General features: G+C 71.9%; 11 protein-coding genes. 5 read left to right on the top strand and 6 right to left on the bottom strand.

The annotated features are described in order from the left end of the window. Window positions 1–17: 17 nt before the first annotated feature. The 6 genes from sbnA to VET29_RS09905 form a co-directional block, all read right to left on the bottom strand. A complete protein-coding gene (gene sbnA / locus VET29_RS09930; protein WP_324918002.1) occupies window positions 18–992 on the bottom strand; it encodes a 2,3-diaminopropionate biosynthesis protein SbnA in 975 nt (324 codons plus the stop codon). A 37-nt stretch (window positions 993–1,029) separates the two neighbouring features. Further along, entirely contained in the window at window positions 1,030–1,884 is an 855-nt protein-coding gene (locus tag VET29_RS09925) for an SUMF1/EgtB/PvdO family nonheme iron enzyme (protein WP_324917999.1), read from the bottom strand. Between the two features lie 10 nt (window positions 1,885–1,894). Further along, the gene (locus tag VET29_RS09920; protein ID WP_324917996.1) at window positions 1,895–3,220 is read right to left on the bottom strand and encodes an MFS transporter; all 1,326 of its coding nucleotides are present in this window, start codon (window positions 3,218–3,220) and stop codon (window positions 1,895–1,897) included. After that, window positions 3,217–4,848 (bottom strand): DUF885 family protein, encoded by a 1,632-nt coding sequence (locus VET29_RS09915; protein ID WP_324917993.1) that lies wholly within the window; start codon window positions 4,846–4,848, stop codon window positions 3,217–3,219. Before VET29_RS09915 ends, VET29_RS09920 begins: the two co-directional genes overlap by 4 nt. 41 nt (window positions 4,849–4,889) lie before the next feature. Further along, window positions 4,890–5,051: a hypothetical protein gene (locus tag VET29_RS09910; protein WP_324917990.1), complete on the bottom strand. Its 162-nt coding sequence runs from the start codon at window positions 5,049–5,051 to the stop codon at window positions 4,890–4,892. 100 nt (window positions 5,052–5,151) lie between these two features. Then, complete coding sequence (locus VET29_RS09905; protein WP_324917987.1) at window positions 5,152–5,367, bottom strand: MbtH family protein; 216 nt, start codon at window positions 5,365–5,367, stop codon at window positions 5,152–5,154. A 389-nt stretch (window positions 5,368–5,756) separates the two neighbouring features. Between VET29_RS09905 and VET29_RS09900 the strand changes: the two genes are divergently transcribed. From VET29_RS09900 to VET29_RS09880, 5 genes are all read left to right on the top strand, one after another. Continuing rightward, window positions 5,757–6,767, top strand: coding sequence for a ketoacyl-ACP synthase III family protein (locus VET29_RS09900; RefSeq protein ID WP_324917984.1), 1,011 nt, complete (start codon window positions 5,757–5,759; stop codon window positions 6,765–6,767). Continuing rightward, window positions 6,764–7,663 carry a cupin-like domain-containing protein gene (locus VET29_RS09895; RefSeq protein WP_324917981.1) on the top strand — a complete coding sequence of 300 codons (900 nt, stop codon included), beginning with the start codon at window positions 6,764–6,766 and terminating at the stop codon, window positions 7,661–7,663. The genes VET29_RS09900 and VET29_RS09895 overlap by 4 nt, the downstream gene beginning before the upstream one ends. Before the next feature lie 17 nt (window positions 7,664–7,680). Next, window positions 7,681–8,958 carry a diaminobutyrate--2-oxoglutarate transaminase gene (gene ectB, locus VET29_RS09890; RefSeq protein ID WP_324917978.1) on the top strand — a complete coding sequence of 426 codons (1,278 nt, stop codon included), beginning with the start codon at window positions 7,681–7,683 and terminating at the stop codon, window positions 8,956–8,958. Next, window positions 8,955–9,707 (top strand): aspartyl/asparaginyl beta-hydroxylase domain-containing protein, encoded by a 753-nt coding sequence (locus VET29_RS09885; RefSeq protein ID WP_324917975.1) that lies wholly within the window; start codon window positions 8,955–8,957, stop codon window positions 9,705–9,707. The genes ectB and VET29_RS09885 overlap by 4 nt, the downstream gene beginning before the upstream one ends. A gap of 65 nt (window positions 9,708–9,772) precedes the next feature. After that, window positions 9,773–14,638 carry a non-ribosomal peptide synthetase gene (locus VET29_RS09880; RefSeq protein WP_324917972.1) on the top strand — a complete coding sequence of 1,622 codons (4,866 nt, stop codon included), beginning with the start codon at window positions 9,773–9,775 and terminating at the stop codon, window positions 14,636–14,638. The last annotated feature ends 30 nt before the right edge of the window (window positions 14,639–14,668 follow it).

Here is a 14,668-nt window from a genome sequence, read left to right as displayed (position 1 = left end):
CACGGGAGAATCGTTGCTCACGAGGTCCGTACGCGCTTCTGCGCGAAGGTGGTCGCGACCCAGTTCGGGTCGTAGATCGTGTTCCGGTAGGGGTCGCCCCGGTCGGAGCACAGGAACGCGACGACCGGCGGCGGGCCGCGGTAGCTCTCGAAGTAGCGGCCGACGGCCGCGTACACGCAGCCGGTCGACCCGCCGGCGAACAGGCCGTGGTCGCGCAGCAGCGTGTGGCAGCCGTCCACCTCGTCCCGTTCCGACACCACCAGGACCTCGTCGATCAGTGCGTGGTCGAGCAGCGCGGGCCGGATGCCGGAGCCGATACCGGGGATGTGGCGCCGCCGCGGCGGGCCGCCGAAGATCACCGAACCCTCGACGTCCACCGCGACCACCGTCGCGTCCTGGTTGGCCGCCTTCACCCGCCGCGACAGCCCGGCGATCGTGCCGCCCGTCCCGACCCCGACGAACAGGTAGTCGATGCGGGGCAGCGCACCGACGAGCTCGCCGCCCGTCAGCTCGTAGTGGCCGCGCACGGCGTCGGTGTTCGAGTACTGGTCCGGCCAGTACGAGTCGGCGATCCGGGCCCGCAGCTCGGCCACCCGCGCCAGCCGGCCACCCAGGTACCCACCCGCGTCGTCCGGCCGGTCCACCTTCTCGACCCTCGTGCAGGACTCGCGCAGCAGCCGCTCGGTCGGCGTGTTCACGGTCGGGTCGATGACCGGCACGAACGGCACGCCCAGCGAGCGGCAGAGCTTCGCCAGCGCGAGCGCGAAGTTGCCCGACGACGACTCGACGACAGTCGTGCCGCGGGTGATCTCGCCCCGGCGCACGGCCTCCCGGACGATCCAGAACGCGGACCGGTCCTTCGCGCTGCCGCTCGGGTTCGCCGACTCCATCTTCACGAACAGCTCGAGGTCGTCGCGGTGCAGCCGCGCCACGTCCGTCGGGGCGAGCCGGTCACCGAAAGCCTCGATCCGCCGCCACAGCACCTCGTCCATCAGCCCCACCTCGCCCGTGGCCCCCGCTGTCGCCGCCTCAGGCCGCGCAGACCCGGAACCCGATGTCGTAGCAGCTGTACTCGGGGTGGGAGTACACGCGGACCCACGCCGCGCAGCCGCCCGGCGAGCAGTTGTTGTAGAACGAGGCACCGCGGATGACACCCAGCTTGAAAGTGCCGAACCTGGTGGTGATCGTCCTGGCCGGCCGGTCCTCGGCGAACGGGTACGGGTGCCAGCCCGACGACGTCCACTCCCACACGTTGCCGACGATGTCGTCGACCCCGTAGGGCCCCGCCGCGTCGGGAAACCGCCCGACCGGCGTGGTGTCCCCGGTGAACATGCTGTGGTTGCACACGGTGGGCGTCGGCGGCGTGTTTCCCCACGGGTAGACGCGCGCGTCCGTGCCGCGGGCGGTCTTCTCCCACTCCGCCTCCGTGGGCAGCCGGGTGCCCGACCAGTCGCAGTAGGCGAGGCAGTCCTCCAGGACCACGTGGGTGACGGGGTGGTCCGCCTTGTCCGCGACGTCCGAGGCCGGGCCGCGCGGGTGCCGCCAGGACGTGCCGTCGATCTGGATCCACAGGTGGTCCTGGTCGGGTGTCGTGGTGTCCTCACCGCCGATCCACACCCAGCTGCGACCCGCGCGCTCCGCGAAGGTGGTGTACCCGGTCTCGTCGACGAAACGGGCGAAGTCGGAGACGGTCACGGGGTGCCTGGCGATGCGGAACGTCGCGACGTCGACCTGGTGCGCCGGGTAGGCCGCCAGCGGCTTGCCGTCCTCGCGCACGTCGTCGGCCCCCATCGTGAACGGCCCGCCGGGGATGGTGACCCACTGGTCTTCAGTGAGGACCGCCGAGGAGGTCGGGCTGTTCGCGCTCGCGGTTGACTCGATCACGACGTTCTCCCTAGCTCGTCTGTGTGGTCGTGGTCTTCTGGGTGGTCGTGGTGTTCTGGGTGGTCGTCTCCGCCGTGGTGCCCGCCGAGTCGGGTTCGACGTCGTCGATGGAGCGCAGGCGCAGCACGGATCCGGTGAACAGCACGAGTGCGCCGAGCGTGGCCACCAGCGCACCGATGAAGACGGTGGCCGCCACCCCGACCGCCGTGCCGAGCACGCCGCCGAGGAGGTAGCCGAACGGCCGCGGCCCCGAGAAGGTCATGCGCATGGTCGCGTGTACGCGGCCCTGCAGGTGGTCGGGGGTGATCCGCTGCCGGTAGGTCAGCTGGTTGACGTCGTACCAGGCGTTGGTGAGGCCGCCGACCGCGTTGATGGCCATGAGGACCCCGACCGCGAGGCCGAGCAGCGCCACGGGCGTCAGCAGCTCGACGCCCATCCCGACCAGGATCGAGACGGCGAGGGTGCGGCCGAAGCCGAGCAGGCGCACGACCCTCGGCAACAGCACCGCGCCGAGGACCGACGCCACCCCGGACACGGCGAGCACGAACCCGACGACGCCCGGCGACAGGTGCAGTGAGTTGTACAGGAACACCAGGTAGACGGCCTGGATGATCGACTGGCCGAAGTCGCACAGGGCGTTGACCAGCGCGACGCGCGCCAACACCTTGCTGTGCCACACGTACGCGAGCCCTTCCCTGATCTCCCGCAGCAGCACGCCGAGCCGCAGCCTGGTGGTCGTCCGCCGCTCGTGCCGGACCCGCACGAGCAGGATCGCCACCGCAGAGACCAGGTAGGACACCGCGTCGATCAGGAGGGTCCGCACCGGGCCGAACGCCTGGATGAGCAACCCGGCCGCGCTCGGTCCCGCCGTGCCCATCGTCGACTTGGTCGCCGACAGCCGCGAGTTGGCGCCGAGGAGGCGGTCCGCGGTGACGACGAGCGGCACGAAGGACATGAACGTGATGTCGAAGAACACGGTGAAGGTGCCGACCAGGAAGGACACGCAGTAGATCAGCCACATGTGGTGCAGGCCGGCGAAGTAGGTCACCACGAGCAGCCCCACGGCCAGCGCCCGGCCGACGTCGCAGGCGATCAGGATGGCGCGGCGGGGCAGCCGGTCCGCCAGCGGTCCCGCCGGTAGCGAGAACAGGGTGAACGGCGCGACCTCGAGCGCGCCGATCACGCTCGCCTCGAACGGGGTCGCGTGGTAGACGAGGATCGCGAGGGTGGGGATCGCGAGCAGGGAGATCTCGGAGCCGAAGTGGCTCACGCCCTGACCGAGCCACAGCCTCAGGAAGTCGGGTCCGAGCCGGGACCGCCGCGCCTCGCCGGTCACGACAGCGCTCCGGCGAGGGTCTGCCGGCAGTACCGCAGCGCGGCGGGCAGTGGGGCGCTGCCGCAGCGCATGAGCCCGTCGTGGAACGCTTTGAGGTCACCGGGCGACCCGGCCACCTCCCGCCGCCACTCGCGGATGCGCAGCTTGCCGAGCGTGTACATCGCGCCGGCCGGGTCGGCGACGACGACGAGGACCTCGCGTGCCGCCCTGGCGGGCGACCAGCCGCAGATCAGGGCCGCCTGCTCGGCCGCTTCGGCGAACGTCCACCTCCCGGCGTGGACGGACAGGCACACGAGCAGCCGGGTAGCCGCCTCCAGCGCGGACCGCAGCTGCGCCACCTCCACCTCCGGTCGTCCGTCGGCGAGCCCTCGCTCCATGGCCAGCTCCTCCACGTAGTGCGCCCATCCCTCGGTGAACGCCGGGAACCAGGGGACGCAGGTGCGCACCAGGCTGCCGCCGCGCAGACCGGCCTCGAGATGCGCGTAGTGCCCGGCGTAGACCTCGTGCAGCGTGATGACCTCGAGCATGGGGTCGTTCAAGTACTGCCCTCGGATGCTGTCGGGGCCGGCACCCGCCGACTCGGCCGGCTCGGGGACGGTGAGCAGGTGTGGCTGGCTCACCTCCGCCAACGGCGGCGAGATCGCGAACTCCACCCGTGCCGAGCCCGCGACGTCGTCGCCCGCCCGCAGTTCGAGCGGGGTGCTGGTGTCCACGGACAGGATGTCCTCGGTGACCCAGAAGTCCTTGACCCGCGCGATGATCGCGGTCAGCGAGTCCAGCACCGACCCGGTGGCGGCGTGCCCGGCCAGGCGGGCATAGGCCTCCTCCCGCGTACCGAGACCCAGCCGCGCCACGACCGCGTCCAGCGCGCCGGCGACGCGCTCGACCTCGTGCCGCGCCTCGTCGACCAGCTCTGCCACGGGGCGGTCGACCCCGGCGCTGACCGACAGCACCTCGCCGAGCAGCTCCGGGCCGTGCAGCGCGTTGGTGGGCGCCGTGGCGGCGACCGCCTTCGCGAAGTCCTCGCACGCGGTCGCGGCTGCCGCAGCGGACTCCGCGAGCGCCGCCGAGTCGTGTTCCGGGTGGTCCCGCACGAGGCGGCGGACCGCCGCCGGCAGGTTCACCGCCTGCGCCCGAGCGTGCTCCGTGGCCCGCATGCGGTCGCCGGCCGGGAGGCGGCGCCCGAGCGTGCCCGCCGCCTGTTCGAGGAACGTGGGCAGGCCGGCCAGGTGCGCCGCACATGCCGCGACCCGCTCCGCCAGCGGTGCGTAGGGCCGCCTCAGGTACACCGAGACGTCGGTCTCCGCGAGCCAGTCACGGGGTCCGGGATGGACCTGGCCGAGCACGGCCAGACAGAAGTGTTCCTCCTCGGCGATGGCCAGTGCCGCGTCCAGGTCGGCACGTAGCTCCGGATCCGCCGTGGCCGGCAGGCCGGCCACCTGCGCGCGGACCGCCGCGCGCAGTTTCGCGAGATCGTCCAGGGACCGTGGGGCCACCTCGGGAAGGCGCCCGTCGTAGTCATGTCTTCCCGCCCTGCGGGCGATATTCGGATATTGCTCGAAAATGTGTTGCAGAACCTCGGACACCACGGCCTTCGCGGCTACGGAGACGGCACGACCCGGCTGCATCGACAACGAAGACCTCTCATTTTAACGACCTGAACACAAAACTACTTCGCATTGTTCGGCTGCGTTTCCCCCTCTTCCGCGCCGTCGGTCGCGCCTTCCGCGCCGTACACGACCTCGTCGTCCAGCCTGGCGAGCATCTCCCGCAGCTCATCTGGCGAGAGGGAGTTCAACTCGTCGGCGTCGACCAGCTGGGACAGGATCATCACCACTCCTCGGGGCAGGTGCGCACTCGCGTGGACGAGGGCGCACGAGGATCCCCGTGCCGCGGACCGACACAGGATGACCTGGGAAAACCATTTCGTCTCAGGCCTCGGCGGCCTGCCGCTCCATGGCCTCGCGCACGCTCTTGGGACGCATGTCGGTCCACACGCGCTCGATGTGGTCGAGACACTCCTCGCGCGGGCGCGGGGTCCCGACCCCGTGCCAGCCGTTGGGCAGCTCACGGTGAGCGGGCCAGATGGAGTACTGCTCCTCGTCGTTGATCACTACGAGAAAATCAATGGATTCGTCGTCAAACACGCGCTCGCGACCTCTCCCCGAGCTACCTGTGAGATTACTGAGCGATTCCCGCACGATGGCATACCAGCACGCGGCCGAATCGTCTATTTTTCCCCATATTCACCAATACCGATATGATGATGTTGAGACTCAACATACGGGCGGTCGCCGATCGCTGTCAAGCAGGTCACATGAGCACGGAGCGTCCATTACGGTCACTCCGCTGAGTAGTGGTTTTGGAATGAACGAAAAGGCTCGCCCGGATGGACATATTGCGGTAGCGTCGGCCGCGGCACGAACCCGGCGGCCTGCGGGCTCGCTCGACGACGGTCCTCTCCCGACCGTACTCATCGCACTGTCCATCGTTTGGTGACCGGCCTGTCGAACCGTGCCGTCATCTGGGAGAACACATGAGGTGGAGTGGCATCCACATCAACGCCGGCGCGATGGCGCTGGGCCGCCGCGAGGACACCGCGGCCGCCGTCGCCGACGGGCGCTACGATCCGGACTTCCACGAGGCACACGGCTACCGGTCGTTGTGCGTCGCCGACGGTGCGCTGGCCGCCGACCTGGCGGTCGAGGCGGCACGAACCGCGCTGCGCCGCTGCGGCGTCGACCCGGCGGACCTCGCGCTCGTGGTCTACGCCAGCTCGACCCCGGAGGGGCCCGAGGGGATTGTGCCGGCCGCCTACCTACAGGGAAAGGTTGCCGGCGCAACGGTTTCCGCGCTGGAGGTCAACCAGACCTGCAACAGCGCGCTGGCCGCGCTCGAGCTCTCGGCGGCCTACGCGGCGGTGGCGCCGGACGGCGTGGTGCTGCTGGCGACGAGTGACAAGCACCAGCTGTCGGGCGGCGAGCGGTACCGCGCCGACCCCGGGAACCTGGACGCCGACGGAGCGACCGCACTCGTCCTGTCGCGACGGGAGGGGGTGGCACGGCTTCTGTCCACCGTGGTCCTCAGTGACGGCCGGTACAACGACATCGCCCTCCTCGACGCATCGTCCTTCCCGGACCGTCCGGCGTTCCTCGCCGAGTACCGCCGCAGGCTCAAGCCCATGACCGAGTCGATGTCGGGCCTGCGGCGGGAGAGCATCGCCAGGGCGCTCGACGAGGCCGAGGTGGACAGTGCCGGTGTCAACCGGTGGGTGTTCGCCAACGTCGGCCGCATGATGATCGACTGGGGCCTGCTCAAGGAGTTCGACATCAAGGAGTCGCAGACGACCTGGGACTGGGGGCGGACCGTCGGGCACACCGGCACCGGGGACCAGTTCGCCGGTCTCACGCACCTGCTCGAGACGGGACAGGTCCACGCGGGCGACCGGATCGCGTTGTGCGGCAACGGCGTCGGCTTCAGCTACGGCTGCGCCGTCATCGAGGTCGGCGCGGAGCCGGCGTGGGAGACGTTAGGAGACGACGCATGACACTGGCGGCACGGCACGTGCCGGTGGACGTCCGCCCCCGGCTGACCCCGGCGGAGTTCCGGGACGAGTACGTCAACCGCGCGCCCGTGGTGATGCGGGGTGCGGTCGCGGACATGCCGGCGGCGGCGACCTGGTCGGCGTCCCACCTCGGCGCCGTGGCGCCCGACCTCGCGGTGCGGTTGAAGGTGGGCCGGGTCTCGGAGGGACGCACGGCGACGACCACGCTGTCCGACTACGCCCGACGCCTCGGGGAATGGGAGGCCGCCGCGGCCGGGTCCGAGGACCCCGGCGACCCGCCGGGCTACCTCCACGACGTGCCTCTGCTGTCGATGATCCCGTCACTTCGCGCCGACCTCGAACCGTTCCCCGCCGAGTACTTCCCGCCGTTCTTCCGTGACCGGTGGTGGGAGTTCACCCAGTTCTTCATCGGCCCGTCCCGCGCGCTGACGCCGCTGCACTTCGACACGCTGCTGACGCACAACCTCTTCTTCCAGCTGCACGGCGGCAAGAGGTTCGTGATGGTCGACGCGGCCGACCGCGCCAGGTGCCACCCGACCGGCTGGCGGTGGTCCCCGGTCGACCCCGAGGCGCCCGACCTCGACCGCTACCCGGACTTCCGGGAGGCGACGGTGCGCACCTGCGTCGTCGAGGCGGGTGACCTGCTGTACATGCCGCCCGGCACCCTGCACAAGGTGACCTCGCTCAGCTCGTCGGTGTCGTTCAACATCGACTGGCACGACCGCAGGAGCGCTCTGCGTGGCCTCCTCGCCGTCCGCGAGGGCATGCCCGTGCGCAACCTGGGCTACAACCTGCTGTTCGCGCTCGGCGTGGTGGGTCGCGCGCCGCGCGGTCTCGTCATGCCGGGTCTGCGCTCCTACTACTCCTACATCTCCTAGCTGCGAACGGAGCTCGGTTGGACATCTTCGCGCGGTTCGAGTCGGAAGTGCGGTCCTACAGCAGGCGCTGGCCCGTCGTGTTCGCCAAGGCGTCGGGTAGCAGGATGTTCGCCGAGGACGGCACGCCCTACCTCGACTTCTTCGCCGGTGCCGGCGCGCTGAACTACGGCCACAACAACCCGCTGCTCAAGCGCGTCCTGATCGACTACCTCGAGCAGGACGGGGTGACACACGCGCTGGACATGTTCACCAGCGCGCGCCGTGAGCTGCTGACGACGCTCGCCGAGACGATCCTCGTCCCGAGGGGGATGGACCACAAGGTCGTCTTCCCCGGCCCGGCCGGCGCCAACGCGATCGAGGCGGCGCTGAAGCTCGCCCGCAAGGTGACCGGCCGGACGTCGGTGGTCCACTTCACCAACGCCTTCCACGGCGCCACGCTCGGCGCCCTCTCGGTGTCCGGTAGCCGGCTGCACCGCGACGCGGCGGGACTGCCGCTCACCGCCGGCGTGGCGGCGCCGTTCGACGGACACCTCGGTGACGGCACGGAGCTGCACTACCTGGAGCGGATGCTCGCGAGCCACGGCAGCGGGTTCGACCACCCCGCGGCCGTCATCGTCGAGACCGTGCAGGGTGAGGGCGGCATCAACGTGGCGGGCACGGGCTGGTTGCGGGGACTGGCCGAGCTGTGCCGGCGGCACGCGGTCCTGCTGATCGTGGACGACGTGCAGATGGGGTGCGGGCGCACGGGACCCTTCTTCAGCTTCGAGGACGCTGGCGTGGTCCCGGACATCGTGTGCCTGTCCAAGTCCATCGGCGGCTACGGGTTCCCCCTGGCGCTCACGCTGGTCCGTCCCGAGCTCGACGTGTGGCGGCCGGGCGAGCACAACGGCACGTTCCGCGGGTTCAACCCCGCGTTCGTGACCGCGACCGCGGCCTTGCGTGCCTACTGGCGCGACGACGAGCTGGAGAAGACGACCAGGGCGAAGGGTGAGCGGCTCGCGACGGCGCTGCGGGGCATCGTCGACGCCTACCCCGGCGCGGGCATCGCGACCAGGGGCCGCGGTCTGGCGCACGGCCTCGTACTCGACGGGGCGCGGGCGGCCGCGGTGTGCGACGCGGCGTTCACCCGCGGCCTGCTGATGGAGACCTCCGGTCCGGACGGCGAGGTGGTGAAGATGCTGCCGCCGCTGACCGTGACCGACGCGGAGGTGGACGAGGCACTCGAGATCATCGCGGCGTCCGTGCGGGAGGTGCTCGACGCCCCCGTCGCGGCACCGGCGAGGACCGCGCGATGACACCGGAGATCGACGCGGCGTTCGACCTGATCCGGCAGGAGTACGGCGCCGGGTCCATCGACCGGGTCGAGGCGATGCTCGACCCGACGCGGCAGAACCGGCATCCGCTCCAGCACAAGGCCAGGTGGATCATGCCGGGACTGTCGCATCGGCCGTGGCACGATCCGTACGAGCACGCCGAGATCAGGCCCGTCGTGCTCGCCTTCGAGGACGCGCACGCGGCCGTCAAGGCGGAGCTGGCCACGGCATGGGAGCGCCGCAGGACCGCGTTCTCCGAGTACCCCCACTACCATTTCGGCGAGCAGCAGGAGTGGCAGTCGCTCCACCTCTACCAGGACGGCCGGCTGACCGACGCGGCGACCGAGCTGGTGCCCACGGCCGCGCGGATCCTGCGGGAGACGGCGGTGGCGACGGGCGCGATGTGCCCGCTCCTCGAGTCCTTCTTCTCGACGCTGCTGCCGGGCGCGATCGTCAAACCGCACTGCGACCTGTGGAACTTCACCATCAACCTGCACTTCGCGGTGGACATCCCGGACGGCTGCGGTGTCTCCGTCGCCCACGAGACCCGGTCGTGGCAGGAGGGCAGGTGCCTGCTCTTCGACTACTCGTTCGAGCACGAGGTCTGGAACAAGGGCACCCGGACGCGGACCGTCCTGATCACGGACCTCTGGCACCCCGAGACGACGATCCCGGAACGTGCCGCCCTTGTGGCCCTGGTGCGGGAGATCCGCGCCCTGACCGGCGAATGAGCCACCGTGACCCAGTCAGCCACCTCGGTCCGCGCGGACCGGGCGCGAACCGGAGGCGAACACCAGTGACCGAAGACCTGCCGACGCTGCCGGAACTGGTCGCGGCGCAGGCCATCCGTTCGCCGCACGCGGTGGCGGTGCGCGACCGGGACGGCGGCATCACCTACGCCGACCTCGACCGGCGGGTGTCCGCGCTCGCGCGCCGGTTGCACAGCCGCGGCCTGCGGCCGGGCGACGTCGTCGGTGTCCGGCTCGAGCGAGGCACCGACCTCGTCGTGGCCCTGCTGGGCGTGCTGCGCGCCGGACTCACCTACCTGCCCCTGGACCCCGGCTACCCCGAGGAGCGCATCTCCTACGTGCTCGCCGACTCCGGCGCGGCGGAGGTGCTGACGGGTGTGCCGGAGCCGGGGCCCGGAGAGGGCCCGCTGCCCCCGATGCCGTCCGCGGCGGAGCTCGCCTACGTCATCTACACCTCGGGTTCGACGGGACGCCCCAAGGGCGTCATGGTCCCCCACCGCGCCGTGGCCCACCTCCTGGCGGCCATGCGCCGCCGTCCGGGGATCGGCGAAGGCGACACGTTCGTCGCCGTCACCACCGTCGCGTTCGACATCTCGGTGGTGGAGCTGTTCCTCCCCCTCGTCGTCGGTGCGACCGTCGTCGTGGCGACCCGTGCCCAGGCGTCCGACCCGGCCGCGCTCGGCCGGCTGCTCGACGACACCGGCGCCACGGTCATGCAGGCCACCCCCACCACGTGGCGGATGCTCATCGAGCACGGCTGGGTGCCCAGGACCGGCTTCCGCGCGTGGTGCGGCGGCGAGCTGATGCCGCCCGACCTCGCCCGCGCCTTCACCGCGGCCGGTCTGCCGGTGTGGGACCTGTACGGCCCCACCGAGACCACCGTCTGGTCCGCGGTCGCCAGGCTCGGCGCCGACGGCGCGCTCACCGACTGGTCACCGCTGGCACACGAGCACATCGACGTCGTCGGACCCGACCTGCGGCCCGCGGCGCCGGGAGCCACCGGCGAGGTGTGCGTCGGCGGGGTCGGCCTCGGCTGGGGCTACGCGGGCAGGCCCGGGCTCACGGCGCAGCGGTTCGTGCCGTGGCACGACGGATCGCGGCGCTACCGGACGGGCGACCTCGGCCGCAGGCTCCCGGACGGGCGGGTGGAGATCCTCGGCCGCGCCGACCACCAGGTCAAGGTGAACGGGCACCGGATCGAGCTCGGCGAGATCGAGGCCGTCCTCGCCGAGCACCCGGCGGTCGACGCGGTCGTCGTCCACCCGCACACGACCGAGGACGGGCGCCGTCGCCTCGTGGCCCACCTCGTCGGCACGGAACCGGCCGGCACGGCGGAACTACGCGACCACCTGGCGATCCGGCTGCCCGACTACATGGTGCCGGCACACTTCCAATGGCTGCCCCGCCTGCCGCTCACCCTCAACGGCAAGGTGGACCGCGAGGCGCTGCCCGAACCGGACGCCCGCGACCACCTCGACCAGCCGTTCGAGGCGCCTGCCGACGACGCGGAGCGGGCGCTCGCGCGGCTGTGGGCCGAGATCCTCGGCGTGCGCGCCGTCGGCCGGCACGACGACTTCCTCCACCTCGGTGGGGACTCCCTCCACGCCACCCGCCTCGTCGCCGCGGTGCGGGCCGGGACGGGCACACCGCTCACGGTCACGCAGGTGTTCACCGCACGCACGCTCGAACGCGTCGCACGCCTCGTCCGCTCGGGGCCGCCGAGCCGGCCTCGGCCGCTGCCCCCGCTGCCGCCCGGCGTCCCGGCGCCGGTGTCGGCCGGGCAACGAGGGCTGTGGTTCCTCAACCAGGTGGACCCGGCCGACACCGCCTACCACGAACCGCTGACCGTGCGGCTGACCGGCCACCTCGACGAGCGGGCGCTGGCGGGCGCCCTGTCGGACGTCGTCGCGCGGCACGAGGTGTTGCGGACGCGGTACGTCGTCGTCGACGGCGAACCGGTGCCGGAGGTCGATCCGCCGCGGCCGGTCGACCTCCGGCTCCACGACCTGAGCGACCTCGCGCCGTACGCCCGGGAGACCCGGCGGGACCAGTTGGTCGAGGAGCGGCTGCGCGCGCCCTTCGACCTCGCGCGCGGTCCCGTGCTCCGTGCCCTGCTGATCAGGTCGGCCCAGGACGAGCACGTCCTCGCCGTCGCCATCCACCACATCGCGTGCGACGAGCCGTCCATGTCGGTTCTGGCGGACGAGCTCGCGGCCCGGTACGCGGCACGCCTCGACGGGCGGGCGGGCCGCGACGAACCGGACACGCGGTACCGCGCCTTCGCCGCGTGGCAGCACGAATGGCTCGGCGGCGAGGACGCGGCCCGGGAGCGCGCGTTCTGGCGGGAACGGCTCGCAGGGCTGACGAGGCTGGACCTCCCGACCGACCGACCCAGGGGTCCGGTCCGCGACACGGCGGGTGACGTGGTCGCCTTCACCGTCCCGGCGGAGCTCGCCGACCGGCTGCGGACCGTCGCGACGCGGCACGGCGTCACGGACTACATGCTCCACCTCGCGGTTTTCCAGGTGCTGCTGGGCCGTTACACGGGCAGGCGGGACGTGGCCGTGGGCAGCCCGGCGTCCGGGCGTGACCACCCGGAGCTGGCCGAGGTGATCGGCTACTTCGTCAACACCATCGTGATCCGTACCGACCTGGGTGGCAGACCGGCCTTCTCCGACGTGCTTGCCCGGGTGCGCGATGCCGTGCTGGCCGCCATGGACCACCGGCGGCTGCCGTTGGACGTCGTGGTGGCCGAGGCCGCGCCCGGCCGGAACCCGGCCGAGAACCCGCTGTTCGACGTCATGTTCGCCTACCTCGGCACCGACCACCGGCGGCTGCCGCTGCGCGGCCTCGACGCGCGGCCGGTCCCCGTCCCGCGCCCGGACGCGAAGTTCGAGCTCACCGTCGAACTCGTCCGGAAAGCTGACGGCTCCCTCGCGGGTGAGGTGGAGTACCGGACCGCCCTGTTCGACCGGGCGAGCGCCGAGCGCGTCGCGGGTCACTACCGCCGGCTGCTGGACGCCGTCGCCGCCGCACCGGACCGCGCGATCGACGAGCTCGCGATCCTCACGGACGCCGAGTCCGCCGCGGTGCGGGAGATGGCCGGCGAAGGGACGACGGCACCCGGGCGCGGGCACCCGCTGGACCGGTTCGAGGCATGGGCCGTCACGACACCGGACGCGGTCGCCGTCCGCGCCGACGGCGTGGTGCTCACGTACGCGGAGGTCCACGAGCGCGCCGAGCGGCTGGCGGACGCGCTGGTGGCCGCCGGCGTCCGGCCGGCGACCGAGACCCGGGTCGCGGTCTGCCTCGAACGCGGCCCGGACGCGGTCGTGGCGTTCCTCGCCGTCCTGAAGGCCGGCGCGGTCTTCTGCCCGGTCGACCCCCGGCAGCTGGAGGCGCGGCGGCGGACGCTGCTGGCCGAGCTCGCACCCGGCCTGATCGTCACCCGGGCGTCCTTCGCGCACCGGTTCACCGACGCCGGCGCGCCGGTCGTCCGCGTAGACGACCTACCGCCCGCGGCCCGTGCGCCACGCGGACCGGCGCCGGCCGGTGGGCAGGCGGCGTACGTCATCTTCACGTCCGGCTCCACCGGACGGCCCAAGGGGGTCGTCATCACCCACGAGGCGCTGGCCCGGTTCTGCGCCGTCATCGGGCCCGCCTGCCATGTCCGGCAGGACGACCGCGTCCTGCTGGCCGCGCCGTTCGACCTGGACCCGGCGATCGAGCAGATGTGCCTGGCGTTCGTCGCCGGGGCCACCCTCGTCGTCGGCGGCGCGGACACCTGGCTCCCGGAGGTGCTGCTCGACAAGCTCGACGAGTTCGGCGTGACCTACATGGACCTGAGCCCCGGGTACTACCGCGAGCTCATGGCGGCGGCGAAGCCGAACGACCCGCGCCTCGCGGGGCTGCGGACCGTCAACATCGGCAGCGACCGGGTCACCGCGGAGGACGTGCGCCGCTGGACCGAACAGGACCTCCCCGGGCGGTTCATCGTCGCGTACGGCCCGACGGAGGTCACGGTGAGCGCGACGCTGGACCAACCACCTCGACGGCCCGCGGTGGCGTGCACGATCGGCCGGCCCCTCGCCGGCACCCACGCCTACGTACTCGACGGCGCGATGAACATCGTGCCCGTCGGCGTTCCCGGCGAGCTGTACCTAGGCGGGGACCGCGTGGCCCGCGGCTACCTCGGCCGCCCGGGCCCGACCGCGACCCGGTTCGTCCCCGACCCGTTCGGCGGCGGGGTTGGAGAACGCCTCTACCGGACCGGCGACGTAGTCCGGTGGCTGCCCGACGGGCGCCTGGAGTTCCTCGGCCGCACCGACGACCAGGTGAAGATCCGGGGGTACCGCATCGAGACGGGCGAGGTCGAGACGGCGCTGAACGAGCACCCGCACGTGGTCGCCTCCGCCGTCGTCGCCAAGGAGATCGGCCCGGGGGACGCGCAACTCGTCGCCTACACCGTGCTCGTGCCCGACAGCGACCGCGACGCGGTCGAGCTGCGCGCCTTCCTCGCCGAACGGCTGCCGGAGCACATGCTGCCCACCCAGTGGGTCGCCGTGCCGGAGATCCCGAGGACACAGAACGGAAAGCTGGCCAGGAGCGCCCTGCCGGACCCGGTCCTGGGCCGCGAGATCCTCCGCACCCCCTTCGTCGCACCGGACTCCCCCGTCGAGCGGGAGCTGGCGCGGATCTGGGAGAGCGTCCTCGGCGTCGCCAACCCCGGTGTGCACGACAACTTCTTCGAGCTGGGCGGGCACTCACTGCTCGCCATCAGGTCCCTGGGGCGGATCCGCAAGGTCTTCCCCGTGGAGCTGACGGTCACGGACCTGTTCTCGGCGCAGAACATCCGTCAACTGGCCGCCGTCATCGACAGGTTGCGCGCGGCAGGTCCCACCCCGGCGCCGTAGCCCAGCGGCGCCTCCACTCACCGCCGCCGG

Source organism: Actinophytocola sp., assembly GCF_035634895.1.
GTDB lineage: Bacteria > Actinomycetota > Actinomycetes > Mycobacteriales > Pseudonocardiaceae > Actinophytocola.
The sequence above is the reverse complement of the archived record's forward strand: the minus strand, read 5'-3'. Positions and strand labels throughout refer to the sequence as shown.